Raw genomic sequence first — 15851 nt, forward strand, 5'->3', positions numbered from 1 at the left:
GTGAATGCTATTCTAGCGATGAATGCTGATATCGTCGGTTTGATGGAAATAGAAAATGACGGTTTTACTGAACAGAGTGCGATTGCTAGCTTAGTCGCGGCAATTAATGCGGCAGGTGGCGATTATGCTTATATTGATCCAGGTGTCGATCAAATTGGTACGGATGCAATTGCTGTTGGTCTTATTTATAGAAGTACCCAAGTAAAACCGATAAAACAAACGGTCATTCTGGATAGCTCGGTAGATTCGAGGTTTAATGATGATAAGAATCGACCAGTCTTAATCCAAACCTTTAAAGAAAAAGGTTCAAAGGAGAAGCTTACCGTTGCAGTCAATCATTTAAAATCAAAAGGAAGTGATTGTGACGAATTGGGTGATCCTGACATGAATGATGGCCAAGGCAACTGTAACTTAACACGTACAAGTGCCGCGACAGCATTAGTCGATTACTTGAATTCTGATCCAAGCAATAGTCGCGATAGTGATTTTCTGATCATTGGTGATTTAAATGCATATGCTAAAGAAGACCCCGTTTCTGTCATCAAAGAGGCTGGTTATGTTGATTTGTTTGAACACTTTGTAGGTGATAAAGCCTATTCTTACGTGTTTTATGGGCAGGCAGGTTCACTTGACCATGCTTTAGCGAGTGACAGCTTAAGCTCACAGGTAAGCGGAGTCACTGAGTGGCATATCAATACCGATGAGCCTCGTGTTCTTGATTACAACACTGAATATAAGAGTGATACTCAAGTAGCGGATCTGTATAGCGCTAGCCCGTACAGAGCTTCAGATCATGACCCTGTGATTGTTGAGCTAGCTTTGAAATCACCGTTAAAGGGTGATTTTGATGAGGATGGTGTTTTGGGCTTTGCCGACTTTTTAATCTTGATTGATCATTGGGGGTGTAGAGATCAAAGCTGCGCTCAATATGACTTAAATAAAGATGGAAAAGTCAACTTCCGAGACATTCGTAAGTGGCTTAAGTGGTACAGGAAGTCACGATAGTTTTCCTATTACCATTCAATTAAAAAAGGCAGCTCGAAAGCTGCCTTTTTTGAACTGTACACACTCTTAGCACAGCACATACTCGCGTTTACCAATACTCAGCTTTGGCCAAAGCCTTAACACTTCTGGAACGGCCATCTATTGCTTCGATCGAACAAGCTGTCAGTGACTGTGCCAGCCACCCTTCTGGCTGACTCAATTCAAACGGAGCCTTGACCACGTTCTCACTAATCGGCTCAAAGCCTACTTTAGAATAATAATTCGGGTCACCATAAGTAAAAACCAGTTCTACACCAAGAGATTGTAGAGACTCAATACCATAGTTAATTAAGGATTGACCTACCCCCTGCCCTTGACAGGTCGTAGCAACGGCAACTGGAGAAAGAATAAAAGCAAGCTTGTCATTTGGGAGAAAAAAGCGACTCAAGAAAATCGCGCCGACAAGTTTTTCATCTTTTGAGGCAACAAAACCAAGCAAGTCTTCTTCTCTAGTGCTGGCAATCAAATCGGCAACTAAATCGCCAATTAACAAACCCTCGTCCAGTCCCTCGGCCATAGAAAAGACATCACGGAACAGCACAATCACTTCTTGTGACTGAGCAGGCGTAAATTCAGATAAATTCATCAGACCCACCCTTCTAAAGATATAACGCGAGAATATCGAAGCTCTCCTATAGAGAGAGCCTATCAACGCTAAGCTTTTTTAACGTATTTCGGTGTCACTTTAAGCGCACCGATTCCAGGGATCTTACAATCAATATTGTGGTCATCAGAGCTTTCGATCAGGCGAATATTTTTGATCTTGGTGCCAACTTTTACGACTGAAGAAGAGCCTTTGATCTTAAGGTCTTTAATAACGGTAACACTATCGCCATCAGCTAACACTGCGCCATTTGAATCTTTTACAATCAAACGATCTTCATCTTCTTCAGCATTAATGGGCCATTCATGGGCGCACTCAGGACAAACAAAACTAGGGCCGTCTTCATAAGGGTATTCAGAATCGCACTTCGGGCAATTAGGCATAGATATTCTCTTTTAGGTTTCAACATGAATCTAACAATGAATCAGCCTGCCCTGGGAGCAAGCTTTAAAGTGTTATTATCTACCAATTAGCATTTAGAATCTTCTAAATAAGTAAGATCCTTTTATGTCGACACTTAGTTACACTTGCCTAAGCGCTAGACAGCGTTAAAATACTTAACCTTCCTAAGCTCATCCCAGGTATCTCTATGCAATCCGATTTTTGGTTCAATTGTTGGAAAAACAACACCATCGGCTTTCATGAAAGTGAAGCAAACCCTAACTTGGTAAAACACCTCGACTTGCTCAAGCTCGCCCCCGGTAAACGAATACTTTTACCTTTATGTGGGAAAACTCTCGATATTCCTTGGCTAGCCTCTAAGGGATTTCAGGTTGTTGGCATCGAGTTAAGCGAGTTGGCCATACAACAACTTTTCGATGAAATGGGCGTTCGGCCAGAAGTGAGCACCCAGGGGCAAATTAAACGCTATCATGCTGAGAATGTAGACATACTAGTCGGTGATTTCTTCAGTGTCGATAAAGAAACGCTTGGCCAGGTTGACGCTGTGTTTGACCGTGGCAGTTTAGTTGCTTTGCCTGTAGAGATGCGCAAGCAATATGCCTCACACCTCAACACTCTGGTTGCTCGAACGCCTCAGCTAGTGGTTTGCTATCAGTATGATCAGAGTCTAATGAGTGGTCCGCCTTTTTCAGTTAGCGAAGAAGAATTGCGACAACACTACGCACAGCATTACAACTTACGGCCCCTTGATAGCACGAAGGTTTCAGACAAGTTTTCAGCAGCCTTTCCTATCACTGAATATGTCTGGCTACTTGAGCGCGAGAATTAAACCCTCGGCCCTTTTATTCTTGTTAGCAAGCCTACTCACTAGAAAGAGAAGACCATGAAAGAAGACCAAGCTCGCTGGAATAAGCGCTTTAGCGAGCGCCCGATGGTTCAAGCGAAAGCACCCGCTTTTATCGAGGAGGCTTTAGACCAGCTCCTACCCGGCAGTGTGCTTGATATTGCCAGTGGCGACGGTGCAGCAGCCTTATTCCTAGCCGCGAAAGGCTTTACTGTATCGGCTGCCGACATATCAGAAGTCGCCCTGGATCGACTGAACACCTTCGCACAAGAGAAAAACCTAGAAGTAAGCACTTATACCTTAGACCTCGATCACCCAGAACAACTAAACGAGCTAGAGACGTTTGATAACATCGTGATGACGCACTTTAAACCAGCGCCTCATTATTGGCCCCTGTTCATCGCACTGTTACGCCCCGGTGGAAAGTTACTTTTGAGCACCTTTAACCTCACCCATCATGAGAAAAACGGCTTTTCCCGTCGCTTCTGCCTAGAGCCAGGTGAACTCAGAAATATAAACGAGCACCTGGAACTCGAGCATTTCGCCTCCATTCAACGAGGTGAAAGTTATATGGATGATTATCTGTTTCGCAAAGTGTAAGCCTTCCTACGCTCACTCAAAAGCGGAGTTCATAAGAACAAAGGGGAAGTACACGTCGTTTTTTAAGTGCAAAGAGATCTAAGCTTCTGAACCCTGACTGGCCTATAATAAAACTGTCTAAGAAATAGACAGCGCAGTAACTCCTAAAAAACAATAATGATCAATAGAGGTTTACCGTATGTTATTAAGTCATGTCCCTGGAATGTTCACACACCCCGATGAAGAGTGGGAATCAATAAGAAAAGAACATTCAAGCCCGCTTAAGATGGCCGCCTATATCTGCCTTCTCGCCTTGATTGCCCCAGTATGCGCCTACATTTCAACCACTCAATATGGTTGGCAAGTGGGTGAAGGTCAGTTAGTTTACCTTTCTCAATCGAGTGCAATGACGCTCAGTATTTTGACTTATGTCGCCATGGTCGCGGGCATTTACTTTATTGGCTTTATGATTGACTGGATGTCTCGCAACTATGGCAGTGGCCATGATGAGTTTGCCGCGAACGGAATAGCACTCGTCGCTTACTCCTGCACGCCTCTGTTCCTAGCTGGTTTAGCACCACTGTACCCAGAGCCTTGGGTGAATGCTGCTATTTTCCTCGCAGCAGCGGGTTATGCAGCTTACCTGATGTATGACGGTTTACCTCATGTACTGAAGATATCCCAGGATCAAGCCTTCTTCTTTGTCGGTGCGATATTAACAGTTTCTCTGGTTTATCTGGTGACAACATTAATCGGCACCGTCATTATTTGGAGCATGGGCGCTGGCCCAGAGTTTGTCACACGTTAAAGGGCAAACACTAAAAAGGAAATACCAAAACGCAGAAGGGGACTTATATTAAGCCCCCTTCTCATTTCATATGCCACTTACCACTGCAAACGAATATCTTTCATACGCTGTTTATCTGCTGGTAGCGTCGGCGCAGTATCCGGATCCACTTCCTTATAAACATTTGTCACCGGCGTAATGTTCGCGTCTCGACCATGGATAAAGTCCTGGTCAGCAACAATGGTCATGTAGGCTTTGTTTAAATCAAGTGCTCGACGAACAGAAGGCGTTAGCAGCTCATATACATCGGCGGCAACCACCTCTTCTTCCTTAACTGTTCCATCTTCATTAAACCATTTCTCTAGCATTTCACCGTTCTCACGAAACTCATCACCACCACCAACTCGCTTTAGGTAGTCCAGGATTTCACCTTCGGTATCACCCATTACCGGCGCATCTTTCATGCCCTTCAAGTTAATATAGCCCCAACCTTCAGAGCCTGTAACCTTCCGTGGAAATGCAAAAGTCTGATCTATCGTACTGCCAATCGAGGTATGACAACCCATGCAGAAGTTATGTTCTTCATAGCTTTGTCTACGCATTGAACCGTCGGCATTTTCTATGAAGCCCAGAATCATCCAACCAAAGCTGTTATCAAGCCCATGATCACCACGATTGATATACTTCGGCAATATTTCATCAATCTTTTCTTGTCGCTCGTTGCCATACATGGAAATCAAATCAGGCTCATCAAACAATTTGAATTTGCGCGTGTAACGCACTTCCTTCATTCGTGGTGACACACCTATATCACCATCAGCTGACACGCCTACATAACGAACAGTATGAAGGAATTGAACACCTTCAGGGTAAAGCATTGGTACGACCGCTACATCAGACGCTTGCCCCACATAGAAAGCGGGTCTATCGATTTCGTAAATCACACCAAGGTGACTATCATTATTCAAGTCGGTACAAAATACGCGCTCATCAACTTGTGGCAAGGATACTGAATCCAGGTTTTTAATCGCCGCTTCCATAATCGCAAGGTTAGCTAAATAAGTATCTCGTGAATAAGCACTGGTATCGTTAGTACAACTCTCGGCAGCCGCTCTGAACTCTTCAGGTAAGCGCACCATTACGTCATCTGTAGAGCCATTTGTTGGCCAAAAGGTGCTAGGTTGAGGTTTGTAATTAAATGCGACCCAGTAGCTGCCGTCTTTGGCAATGCCTTCGTCGTCAAAAGCATCTGCGCCTTGCTGTAAATTTACAAGTTTTGGGATAGGGCCTTCCCAATCCGAACTTGCTTCTAATTGCTCAATTAAAGGCGTGTAGTTATCCGTATTAATGTAATCAATAACCTCTTGATCTGAGATCTGACCAACCTTTTCAGTCTTATCTTCAAACAAGTTCTTCCAATGATTGGTCACCCCAACATCAGAGAAAGCATATTCTGCCTGTAATAAGCCATCGGCCATATAGTTTGTGCTGGAGCCAAAAGGATGTGTCTGGTGACAAGCCATACATGGATTGTGCTTTGCTTCATGTTTGGTATAACACTGAGGAGGGACAATCGCTTCTTTGTTATAGGTAATGCCATCTTCCGTCGCACGAAGCTGACCTGATGTTCCCTCATTAATCTCTGTCGGGAAATTAAGACTCGCTAATAGCTCTGTTTCAGCATCAGGGTCATTTTGTGTGTTGTTCTTGCTCGTATTCGAATCACTGCTACAAGCACTCATCAGAACAAGTAAGGCCAATAGGTTAATATATTTCATAAGAATTTCTTTAGTGTCTGAGAAAAAAGGAGGGCAACAATTCGCCCTCCCCTTGCAGTACTCTTAGAGTACTAACTTAATGAAAACTACAGTGCTGGATCTTCATATACCCAGATAACATTGTTTTCATGATTCCCAGTATCTTCACCAATCAATAGACGACCGTCGTCCATTACAGCTAGGTTATCCGGGTTAGAGATATTGTTAACACTACACTCATTCACATCACGATCAGAGTAGTATGGGCCACCCACAATTGCAGGAACCATAGTATCAACGTCTACGTTGCCAGCGTTTTCTTTCAAGGTCATACGATATACCACACCGCATGGGCCGTGAGTGCCGTCTAGCTGGATATCACCTTCATCATCAGCCATTGTTTTGTCAAATGATGACATAGCCATATACATGTAAGCCTGATCACCATCAGCAGCACCAGCATTCCACCAGTTATCTGCAAGACCATAGTTGATAACGACACCTTCCATCTTACGGAACTCACCCGTCGCGCCCAAAGCAACAGCGGCTTTACGGCTCTCTAGGAAAGCAGGGCGGTCATCAGTAAAGGGATCAGCTGCAACAGAACCGCTGCCATCTAGATCCTGAGAAAGCTTAGCTTCAGCCCAATCATTGATTTGCTGATCAGTAATATAGCTTGGGCTAGCAAGTGTGCCCACATCATATTCAGCAATTGCAGCTTCGATATCAGCTTCAGCACCGTGCGCAAGCTCAATCCACTCAATTGCAAAAGCAGCTTCAGAAGGATCGCTAACACCATTCGTCTGAGTGACTTTCGCAGCGTATAAAGTACCAGAGCTCATATCACCTGCTGCATCAGCAACAAACTTGAAGAACACAACACCCGTTCCGTCATCACTCAAGAATACTGTTTTCTGGTCAGGCATCACTACGCTGTTTTCGTGAGAGAAGCGGCCTTGAAGCTCAAGTTTATTTAGTTCTACGTTTGCAAGCGCTGGGTCTGCAGCAGTGCTAGACGTACCGACTTCAACAATGTAGCCATACTTGTACGGGTTTGGCCATGCACCAGAACCGTCAGTTGGGTAACCCAAGTACTGAGCAAGTGATTGAGGGTTGCTGAAGTATTGATATGATTCATCAAACCAATCAGCCGTGTCATCAAAGTAAAGCTCTTCTGCTGTCAAAGGCGTGCCCCAAGGACTGACAGTACCGAAGCAGTTTACCCACGTTCCATCAACTGAAGAGAAATCTAACATACCTTCAAGAGATATATTTTGGTAACCCGTCTCACCTGCGCCAAGGTTGCTTAGGTTCATACGGCTCATGCTTCCTGGGCGGTCTTCCCAGTTAGTGTATAGGTAGAAGCCTGTACCACCGTCAGAGATAACACCGTTAAAATCCGGGTCATTAGAGCTCTTAATCAGAGTCGTGCCATCGGCAGCAAGAATATCACCCATCTCATTGCCATCGACCAAAGTATCTTCTTGCTGAGCAAGAACTTGATAACGACCTGTTGCTGTCATAACCACTTCTTTATCAGCAGTTGCAATTGGCGCATCCAAGGCAGCAAAGTTAGCCGGGAAGTTATTGAAGTCTTCACCAACAACAACACCTACAGTGCCCTTGTCAAAAATCTTGCCGTCTGCGTCAGCAGTTGTATTTGAAGAACTTGGGTGCTGTACGTTTAAGAATAATGTGCCATCAGTATTTAAGAACATACCGGTGAATTCTGCACCAACTGGCGCTGTTGCATAGCGCTTTAGCCCCATAGGAATATAGTTAGAAATACCATCGCTACCGTCTGCACCATCAGCGCCATCTGTACCGTTAGTACCATCAGTACCATTCGTTCCATCAACACCTGCTACACCAGCTGCACCTGCAGCACCCGCCTCACCATCATCACCATCTTCACAGCCTGCTAGCGCTAAGGTTGCAAGAAAAATGGCCGACACTAAAGGTCTTTTTGTAAACTTAGAACCCACACTCATCGTAACTCTTCCTCAAATAAAAAATCTTAGAATAGATGTTTTTTGCATGCGAAAGTTTGCAGAGCGGAAGTGAAAGTTTAGTGACATTTATGTGAATTAAAAAATACGGTTTCATCAATATAGAGCAGAAAAACCACATAAAAACGCACCGCGCCACTTGCGTTATAGCGCTATAACGCGGGCACCACAATTAGTCGAGATTCACTTAATAGAGACTTAATCGTTATTAAGCGAGATTGCTGCATCACCCAGTCTGGGTTCTTGCGGTATTCGTTCAGATTACTAATAAAGCTGGCACTGGCACCTTCGGCTTTCTGTATTTCTTCTTCGATTGTCGCTTTGGCAGATTGATGCAAGGCATTGGCCTCACCTCGCGCTTGAGCCATTCTAGAGTTTCTTATGCTTTTCTGCTCCTGAACTCTTTTTCTTTTTTCCGTTCTCGCGATCGTTGCTTGATCAAAATTCTTTTTAATAGAACCGGGAGGCTTCAGCTTTTTAATTTGGATCGCAGTCAACCTGATACCTAAATTCAAGTCCCGTGCCTGCTGTTGAATGGAGTTCTTTAGATAGCTTTGAAATTGAATTCGACCCGTTGTTAACAAGTCGTTAATTGGTTTGCTGGCGATATATTGGATCACCTCAGCGGATGATACTTCAAATAGCAGCGCTTCAGGGTCGAGCGCCTGCGTACGAAAGATGCCAGGCTCCTCTATGGTATATTGAAGTATCAGACTGACCTCCAATAAGTTCTGATCGCCCGTTGTCAGCTCCCTCTGAATTGGCGCCGATGTTTCCTCCACCATGTTCAGTTCCATTGAGCGTACCGAAGTCGCCTGTATCTTCTCTACCGTCTCCATGGGCCAAGGTAAATGATAATGCATGCCAGGCAAGACCTGATCGTCGACTATCTTTCCGAATCGCAATAGTATTCCACGCTGCTCAGGACCAACAGAGTAAAAGCCACTTAAGAGATATATCAAAGGCAAGAGCCCTAAAAAGATCACCCACAAGACATGCTTATTTGACGCGAGTATATTTCTTAAATCACTTAGCATATGCATCTGACGCTCCGGGGCTCTCCAACAAGCGCTGAACGAGTGGTGACTCACTAGATAGAACCAAGGTCGTATCGTTACCCATCATGTCTTTGTATAAATCCATGCTTTTTCGAAACTGGTAGTATTCCGGGTCTTGGGCATAAGCCTCGGTAAATATTTCGGTTGCTCTGGCTTCCCCTTCACCCAACATGGTTTGCGACTCTCGATGCGCTTTAGCCAAAAGCTCACGTACCTCTCGTTCAGATTCAGCCTTAATTTTTTCAGCCTCTTCAGTACCTTCGGCACGATAGCGAGCAGCAATACGTTTTTGCTCTGCAATCATACGGTCATAGATAGCCTGAACATTTTGCCTAGGGAAACCAAAACGGTTCGGGCGAATAGCAAGCACTTCAATACCGTAATCCTGTAAGGCAACCGGAGCACTATTTGCAGTAATTTCCTCAAATATGCTTCGCAAACTGGATTTGTCAGGCCTTGTAGAGAATATGCCACTCAAGGTCGCATGACCTATTGCAGCACCAATATTAGACGTCACCAGATCGGTCAGCCTCGATTGTGCGACTTCGAGATTACGCAAACTACCCAGAAAAAGCTCAGGCTTTGAAATTCGCCATAAAGCGAAGCTCTGAATCACTAAATTTCGACGATCGCTTGTCACATATTCAGATGCAGGTAGCTTAAGTAAATGCATTCGCTTATCCATAAATACCTTGGTCTGAATAGGCGCAGGCAATTTAACCGTTAGCCCTGCTTGAGTGATGGTGCGAACAGGTTTCCCAAACTGCATAATGACGGCAGCTTCATTTTCTTTCACCACTACCAGACAAGTCGTCAGCAGGTAGCCCATGATTATCAGGACTCCAAGAATCCAGGAAACTCTTTTCACACTCTTAACCTCATGTATTAGAAAGTTAGCGACGATCGTTTTGCGGTAACCATAATCGAAGCTGCTGATTGGAAATCTTTGGGTCTATCACAGTAATTTGTTTACCCTGAACTTGTTTTGCTAAGTTATTTTGACGGCTCTGATAATGAAGCGCTTCGGTTTGGCTCTGAAATAAACTTTGCAAAGGCAAGTATCGATTGATATCTCCCTCGGCACGCTCTATTTGTTCTGCCTTCGTTGCTTGAGCCCGATTAACTTCTCCTAAGGCTTTTGCATTGGCATTCGCCAAATCTTCCTGGCTTTTGGAGTCAGCACTCAATTTAGCCTTTAGCATCTTTTGATAAGCATTGAATCTTTTCCAGTGCGAATCGACGACACTAGGAGGAGCTTTAATAGATTGGATATGAGAGCGAATGTAACGAAGTTCCAAACCGGAAGCAGATAGGTCTTCACGTATCAGCTTATTTAGTCGACTCTCTAAAGGCTTTCTCGGCCCATTAAGTAAAGTCAGGTACTCGTTCTCTGCCGCAAGCGTAAGCAAAGCAGATTCTGCATAGCCGCCAAGAATATCCTTTTGAACTGCCGGATCGAGCAACAACTGATGGTAAGGTTCCAGCGAGAAGTGCAGCTTTAGATTAATATCGACCAGGTTTTCATCACGGCTTAGGAAGAACTCTCCTTCGCCTTTCACCTGAGGACTTTTTCCATCAATTTTGTTTTGCCACAGACCGCTGGCAACAGAACTTTCTTGCTCTATATTCTTACGGGCACTATCGGTATCAACACTCAAGATATTACTGTCTTGAAGAATGACTAGCCCTCCAAGCGGCCAAGGAGCCTTATAGTATAAACCTGGAGACAAGTGCTCATTATCAAAATGATGCAGGAGGTGGCCATAAGCAACGTGCCCGTGAGGTACGATACGAAAGCCACTGAGTAAATAAGCAGTGCCCAGCAATGCAGCAAATATCGCCAGGTTTGCAGGTTTTCTAAGCTGTTTAGAATGATGCTGGAGGTGCTGAACCGACGGCATATCCATCAGTTTATCCATCAACGATACTTGCTTCAGCTCTGCACCGGTAAGCAAACTCTTAATACCCGAAATCAAAAGCTCAAGGCCGGCTATCGTAACCATCACAGCAATAATCACTGCGACAATCTCATCGAGGTAGATACCTATCATTGTACCTATCAATGAAAGCAAGACCGCAATTGAAGAAAATACATCGAGTTGACTATGATAACCATCCGCCACCAGAGCCATGGAGTTAGTTTCTTTACCTACCCAGGTTTTTAAACGAGACATTAACCAAGCAATCGCTATACATAACAATATACCTACGATGCCAACCCATAAATGTTGTAAATCTTCTGCCTCTTGGGATTTTATTTCCTGAATAATTTCTACCGGAACGTAAAGAATCAAGCAGGACATTATGATCGCCAGAATAGATTCCAGCTGATGCGCTTTTTCTTCAGAAATGGATAAGCGCCCTTTCTCGACAGAAACGCGAATACAGATGCCACAAAGTAAGGTAAGCGAGACCAAAATATCAGACAGGGAGTGATAAGCGTCAGCAAGTAGCGCTGTACTGCCTGTTATCCACGATGTTACTAACTTGATGGCCGTTAATATCAAGTCTGCAACAATAGCGATTAACGATGTACGAATTCGTCGATCTGAAAACAAGAGGGTCACCTAGTTCAAAAGAGAAGGTGAGTCTCTCAACTAAATGTGACAATTTTGTGTCAGTTTATTTGGAGTCAGAGTAGAACGGCACTTGCTTAAGCATATTTTCAATCTGAATACATGTTTATCTATAGGGTGCAATTCAGATTAAATAAGAGCCATTCATTTAAGGGCCCTTCTTTTGGTTTTCTCCGTGCAGACCATCGGCCGCTCTGTGTCCTTTGTGGTGGATTCATTTTTGGTGTCTTGATCTTCAAGATTAAGGCCCTTAACCACAGAGGGCACAGAGCGCTTTGCTGCACAGAGGAATAATGTTTTTCTAGGCACCCACTGTAAAAAAGTGAAATTCAGTTTAAGTAAGTGCCATACCGCCCGGAGTAAAAACTGGCGTTCTTACTCTGGGCCTAAATATCTATTTAATACTCATAAACCTCGGTGATGGCATCAGTCATGTGGTAGCCCGCAGTCGCAAATTCAGTCATCGACAACTTCGCCTTCATTACCCCACTTACCCAGACAGGCGTCCAAAATTCACTAGTCATTAAGGGCTCTTTTAAAGTCACATAAACGATCTGATTTTCAGGAGGCGGCGGTACATGAATGCAAGCTCCTACATAGGGTACCAGCAAGAATTCCGACACCGAGTCAGCGGTGAATTTGAGAGGAATAATATAACCCGGAATCTTGAGTTTCTGTTGATCAAGAGATTTCACGACTGGTGCAGGCTCCTGAACCTGAGCAGGTATTGGGTTTAGGTCCCCATCGTAAGCCTGCCCCTCGAATGACTCACCTTCAAAGGCGCCGCTTTCGAAAGACTCTCCTTCGAAAAACTCCTGCTCTTGTGGCACCGGAGGCTCCCAACCTTCGGGCATTAAATCATCCCAGGATATCTCTTTATACGTGTCTTTCCCTATTGCAAAAGCAAGCGGAGAGACAACAAGCAACACAACTAAAAGCACTCTTAGTAGCTTCATTTACTTTCTCCTAAAGTTTGATCGACATGCCGTCAGCTAAAGATTGTTTATAGGCTCGATAGCCCGGTATACAGCCGATTAACAAACTCATACCGACGACCGCTGCCACCAAGGCAAGCTGCTCAGAACCGAAGCTAGTCAGCGATATCGTTAAGCCATAGCCTTGCAATAAAGATTGACTCATCAATACAGCACCGAAAAATACCGCCAACCCTAGCGCACACCCAAGCACTGCAAACAGCAAGGACTCTGAGGCCAGCAGTACAAATATCTGGTTCGGCCGGCAACCTAAAGAACGGAGAATCGCAATTTCGCGCCGACGTTCATTTAAACTGCTAAGAATACCCGTTAATAAGCCAACGAAGCTATTCAATAAAACGAAGACTGCAATAATCAGCAAAGCCTTTTCGGCCACACCAATTAACTGCCACAATTCCCCCAAAGCAAGGCCTGGCAATACAGCTAATAAGGGTTCTTTTTTGTATTTGTTTATCGCTCGCTGGATACGGAAAATTTCCATTTTCGACTTTAAGCCCAGCATAAATGCCGTGATTTGTTTTGGTTGAAGATCCATTTCTAGCGTTTGTTCTGCAGTGACCTTGTTCCGAGATTGTGTACCCGACTGCCAATCAATATGTAATGCTTCAATACCTTCCAAACTAACATGAATCGTTCGATCAACAGGCGTGCCTGTGCGGGCAAGTATGCCAGTTAGTATAAAAGGTTTATCATCATGCCGGGAGAACCCGGTATCGTTAACACCGTGCGCCAAGGTCAGCTGATCACCAATTTTATAGCCTAAGCTTTCCGCAATCTCAGCACCAATCACCGCATCATAAACCCCGTCAAAGTGCTTCCCTTGCTCGAAGTCCAGCCCTCTGTCATCAGCAAAGCGGTAGTGTTTGAAATAATCCTGCGTGGTGCCCATCACTCTATAGCCTTTGTGAGAGTCCCCAAGTGAAATTGGAATAGCCCAGGCAACCGACTTGTGTGAAGAGATTTTTTGATAACTATCCCAGCCGATATTGTTGGTTGCATTGCCAATACGAAAAACGGAATACAATAACAACTGCACCGAACCACTTCTCGCGCCGACTAATAAGTCTGTGCCTGAAATCGTATTGGTAAAACTATGCTTAGCCTCTTTACGCACCGTATCGACACTCAGTAATAGAAAAACGCTGATACAAATACTAAACAAGGTTAAGCCACTGGTAAATTTCCGGTTGAGGATACTTTTCAGCGTTAGCTTCATCAGCAGTGCCCAATTCATAACACGGCCTCCTGCCCTTTATTTGAAGACTGTTCGCAAGCGCGGTTGAGTTCGCCTAACTGAATACTGCGATCAAAAGCGGCTTCCAGGCCAGCATCGTGGCTAACAAACAATATGGTCGCACCACTTTGCTTACACTCTTCTAGTAGTAACTGAATAAAGTGTTCACGTGTATCGGCATCCAATGCAGAGGTCGGCTCATCGGCAATAATGAGTTCCGGCGAGCCAATCAAGGCCCGGGCGGCGGCGACACGCTGCTGTTGGCCAACGCTCAAATCAGATACTTTTCGTGTCAGCATGGAGCGATCATTTAGCTGAAGCTGCGATAACAAGCGATAAGCTTCCTCTTCCAGGCTGCCCGACTTTGCTAATACTCGTTGAGTACGCAACTTAGAAAATTTACATGCCAGTGTGATATTTTCAATTACCGACAAATAAGGAATCAGGTTAAAAAGCTGAAAGATAAAGCCTATATGATCAGCTCTGAAGTGGTCTCGCCGGCTCTGACGCAGCTTGCTAATATCCGTCCCCAAAACCTCGATACAACCCGCATCAGGTAGGTTGATCCCACCTATAAGGCTTAACAAGGTCGTCTTCCCTGTACCACTCTCCCCTTTAATAAAGACACCTTCGCCACTAAGCACTTCAAACTTGGGGATATCGAGAACATCCCGCTGGCCCGAAGGCCAGCGGAAGCGTAAGTTGTCTACTTTCAACAGTACTTGTTTAGCATCCATATTAGAACGTAATACTCGTTTTACGGTGATCAAGCTCCTGTAAGCTCTGACCTGCGCTTGAAATAACCTGTGCTTCAACCTCCTGAAGAGAATTGAAGAGTTCAAACAAGCTAACCTTTACATCTTTCAGTGCCGCGATATTTTTACACTCGAAATGATACTCAGCTTCAAACTCACTATGTGATGCTTCGTGGTGATCATCATGTTCATCGTGATGCTCGTCATCGTGGTCCTCATGATGCTCGTCGTAATGCCCCTTATGCGCTCCTGACAATAGCGCAGAAGAAACCGTTACATGCTCCAATTCGCAACCAGCACTCGAGCTCAATTGAAATAAGCGCTTAGCATCTTTAAGAATGCCCTCAGCTGCTTCGACTTTTGCCTTCTGTTCAGCGGTATTAGGCTGGTGTTCAAAACCAACAATATTCATCGCAGGTGACTTAAACACCATCTGCAACTCGTCCTTTTCCTGAACCACCGTCAATGTTGCATGACCATGTTCATGGGCTTCATGCTCTTCTTCAAAGGCAATCGCTACACGACTAGAAAGGGAAATAACTAAACAAACAAATAAACACTGAACCAGGTAGTTCTTCATACATAACTCCACATTAAAACGCTGTGCTGACGCACAATAAAATAATAAGACTTTAGAAATAAAAACTAAGCCTTAAAAGGTGGCGCTCTAGCGAGAAAGCTAAGGTGTGTATGGTTTGATTCATCCTGCTGACCGGGCCGTTTATAGCTAAGGCCTACAGAGACTAAACCGGAAAAGACATCACTCGGTACACAGCCAGTAAGGGAAGAAACAATCAGACAAGCTTCACACAAAGACTCAAATGCATGCTCAGTAGCAAGCTCCTCATGGTCTTGAGAACCACTGGAATGCTGATGATGAACATGATCGTCATGACTTAGCAGGTAAGGTGCAAAGCTGCTCTCCACGTGCTTCGCGGGATTATCCAAACGAAGATGTTCACTTGCATGGAACATGGCAAAGCTCGATGCAAAGAGCATCGTAAGGGCCAGGAAGTAGTGAAATAAAGCACGCAAGGGTTTAGTCATGCCAGCATTCTAAACAAACACTACAACAATTCAACTTTTGATATTTGGGCATGGAGCCCCCTGCCGACCAACGAGGGGCTCCTCAGCAGATAATTCTCCCGTCATAACACCTCTATTGCAATGCTTCATGATAATCATTATCATTTGTATTATTAATAAT

The 15851-nt window shown here is 44.5% G+C and carries 16 protein-coding genes; 4 read left to right on the forward strand and 12 right to left on the reverse strand.

The window, feature by feature from the left end; all coding sequences use genetic code 11:
* A partial coding sequence (locus A3766_RS12800) for an ExeM/NucH family extracellular endonuclease (RefSeq protein WP_156508892.1) occupies positions 1-1005 on the forward strand: 1005 nt, incomplete at its 5' end.
* A gap of 88 nt (positions 1006-1093) precedes the next feature.
* Here A3766_RS12800 and A3766_RS12805 read toward each other — a convergent pair.
* Positions 1094-1630: a GNAT family N-acetyltransferase gene (locus A3766_RS12805; protein ID WP_068506953.1), complete on the reverse strand. Its 537-nt coding sequence runs from the start codon at positions 1628-1630 to the stop codon at positions 1094-1096.
* A gap of 68 nt (positions 1631-1698) precedes the next feature.
* The gene (locus A3766_RS12810; protein ID WP_068506955.1) at positions 1699-2031 is read right to left on the reverse strand and encodes a zinc ribbon domain-containing protein YjdM; all 333 of its coding nucleotides are present in this window, start codon (positions 2029-2031) and stop codon (positions 1699-1701) included.
* Positions 2032-2237: 206 nt separating this feature from the next.
* On the opposite strand from A3766_RS12810, the gene tmpT reads away from it, so the two are divergent.
* The 3 genes from tmpT (at position 2238) to A3766_RS12825 (ending at position 4281) form a co-directional block, all read left to right on the forward strand.
* The gene (tmpT, locus tag A3766_RS12815) at positions 2238-2879 is read left to right on the forward strand and encodes a thiopurine S-methyltransferase (RefSeq protein WP_068642308.1); all 642 of its coding nucleotides are present in this window, start codon (positions 2238-2240) and stop codon (positions 2877-2879) included.
* Between the two features lie 54 nt (positions 2880-2933).
* Positions 2934-3494, forward strand: coding sequence for a bifunctional 2-polyprenyl-6-hydroxyphenol methylase/3-demethylubiquinol 3-O-methyltransferase UbiG (locus A3766_RS12820; protein ID WP_068506961.1), 561 nt, complete (start codon positions 2934-2936; stop codon positions 3492-3494).
* Between the two features lie 178 nt (positions 3495-3672).
* The gene (locus A3766_RS12825; RefSeq protein WP_068554227.1) at positions 3673-4281 is read left to right on the forward strand and encodes a Yip1 family protein; all 609 of its coding nucleotides are present in this window, start codon (positions 3673-3675) and stop codon (positions 4279-4281) included.
* 77 nt (positions 4282-4358) lie between these two features.
* Here the strand turns inward: A3766_RS12825 and A3766_RS12830 are convergent, their stop codons facing one another.
* The 10 genes from A3766_RS12830 to A3766_RS12875 all read right to left on the reverse strand — a co-directional run bounded on the left by A3766_RS12830 (position 4359) and on the right by A3766_RS12875 (position 15691).
* A complete protein-coding gene (locus tag A3766_RS12830) occupies positions 4359-6038 on the reverse strand; it encodes a hypothetical protein (protein WP_068642310.1) in 1680 nt (559 codons plus the stop codon).
* A gap of 86 nt (positions 6039-6124) precedes the next feature.
* A complete protein-coding gene (locus A3766_RS12835) occupies positions 6125-8008 on the reverse strand; it encodes an alkaline phosphatase PhoX (RefSeq protein WP_068642312.1) in 1884 nt (627 codons plus the stop codon).
* A 170-nt stretch (positions 8009-8178) separates the two neighbouring features.
* On the reverse strand, positions 8179-9069 hold the full coding sequence (gene hflK / locus A3766_RS12840; protein ID WP_068642314.1) for a protease modulator HflK: 891 nt from the start codon (positions 9067-9069) through the stop codon (positions 8179-8181).
* Positions 9053-9913 (reverse strand): protease modulator HflC, encoded by an 861-nt coding sequence (gene hflC / locus A3766_RS12845; protein ID WP_068642316.1) that lies wholly within the window; start codon positions 9911-9913, stop codon positions 9053-9055. Before hflC ends, hflK begins: the two co-directional genes overlap by 17 nt.
* A 64-nt stretch (positions 9914-9977) precedes the next feature.
* Complete coding sequence (locus A3766_RS12850) at positions 9978-11642, reverse strand: cation diffusion facilitator family transporter (protein ID WP_068642318.1); 1665 nt, start codon at positions 11640-11642, stop codon at positions 9978-9980.
* A 416-nt stretch (positions 11643-12058) separates the two neighbouring features.
* Positions 12059-12616 (reverse strand): DUF3299 domain-containing protein, encoded by a 558-nt coding sequence (locus A3766_RS12855; protein WP_068506877.1) that lies wholly within the window; start codon positions 12614-12616, stop codon positions 12059-12061.
* 10 nt (positions 12617-12626) lie between these two features.
* Positions 12627-13889, reverse strand: coding sequence for an FtsX-like permease family protein (locus A3766_RS12860; protein ID WP_068506879.1), 1263 nt, complete (start codon positions 13887-13889; stop codon positions 12627-12629).
* Positions 13886-14659 carry an ABC transporter ATP-binding protein gene (locus A3766_RS12865; protein ID WP_231875572.1) on the reverse strand — a complete coding sequence of 258 codons (774 nt, stop codon included), beginning with the start codon at positions 14657-14659 and terminating at the stop codon, positions 13886-13888. The genes A3766_RS12860 and A3766_RS12865 overlap by 4 nt, the downstream gene beginning before the upstream one ends.
* On the reverse strand, positions 14628-15224 hold the full coding sequence (locus tag A3766_RS12870; RefSeq protein ID WP_068633879.1) for a DUF2796 domain-containing protein: 597 nt from the start codon (positions 15222-15224) through the stop codon (positions 14628-14630). The genes A3766_RS12865 and A3766_RS12870 overlap by 32 nt, the downstream gene beginning before the upstream one ends.
* Positions 15225-15289: 65 nt before the next feature.
* The gene (locus A3766_RS12875) at positions 15290-15691 is read right to left on the reverse strand and encodes a hypothetical protein (protein ID WP_068513298.1); all 402 of its coding nucleotides are present in this window, start codon (positions 15689-15691) and stop codon (positions 15290-15292) included.
* Positions 15692-15851 lie beyond the last annotated feature (160 nt).

The sequence above is a fragment of the Oleiphilus sp. HI0132 genome, from assembly GCF_001635845.1.

Excerpts from the sequence above, each read along its gene's own strand:
- A3766_RS12805 (WP_068506953.1), bottom strand. The coding sequence starts at position 1,630 with ATGAATTTATCTGAATTTACGCCTGCTCAGTCACAAGAAGTGATTGTG.
- A3766_RS12810 (WP_068506955.1), bottom strand. The coding sequence starts at position 2,031 with ATGCCTAATTGCCCGAAGTGCGATTCTGAATACCCTTATGAAGACGGC.
- tmpT (WP_068642308.1), top strand. The coding sequence starts at position 2,238 with ATGCAATCCGATTTTTGGTTCAATTGTTGGAAAAACAACACCATCGGC.
- A3766_RS12820 (WP_068506961.1), top strand. The coding sequence starts at position 2,934 with ATGAAAGAAGACCAAGCTCGCTGGAATAAGCGCTTTAGCGAGCGCCCG.
- A3766_RS12825 (WP_068554227.1), top strand. The coding sequence starts at position 3,673 with ATGTTATTAAGTCATGTCCCTGGAATGTTCACACACCCCGATGAAGAG.
- A3766_RS12830 (WP_068642310.1), bottom strand. The coding sequence starts at position 6,038 with ATGAAATATATTAACCTATTGGCCTTACTTGTTCTGATGAGTGCTTGT.
- A3766_RS12835 (WP_068642312.1), bottom strand. The coding sequence starts at position 8,008 with ATGAGTGTGGGTTCTAAGTTTACAAAAAGACCTTTAGTGTCGGCCATT.
- hflK (WP_068642314.1), bottom strand. The coding sequence starts at position 9,069 with ATGCATATGCTAAGTGATTTAAGAAATATACTCGCGTCAAATAAGCAT.
- hflC (WP_068642316.1), bottom strand. The coding sequence starts at position 9,913 with ATGGGCTACCTGCTGACGACTTGTCTGGTAGTGGTGAAAGAAAATGAA.
- A3766_RS12855 (WP_068506877.1), bottom strand. The coding sequence starts at position 12,616 with ATGAAGCTACTAAGAGTGCTTTTAGTTGTGTTGCTTGTTGTCTCTCCG.
- A3766_RS12860 (WP_068506879.1), bottom strand. The coding sequence starts at position 13,889 with ATGAATTGGGCACTGCTGATGAAGCTAACGCTGAAAAGTATCCTCAAC.
- A3766_RS12870 (WP_068633879.1), bottom strand. The coding sequence starts at position 15,224 with ATGAAGAACTACCTGGTTCAGTGTTTATTTGTTTGTTTAGTTATTTCC.
- A3766_RS12875 (WP_068513298.1), bottom strand. The coding sequence starts at position 15,691 with ATGACTAAACCCTTGCGTGCTTTATTTCACTACTTCCTGGCCCTTACG.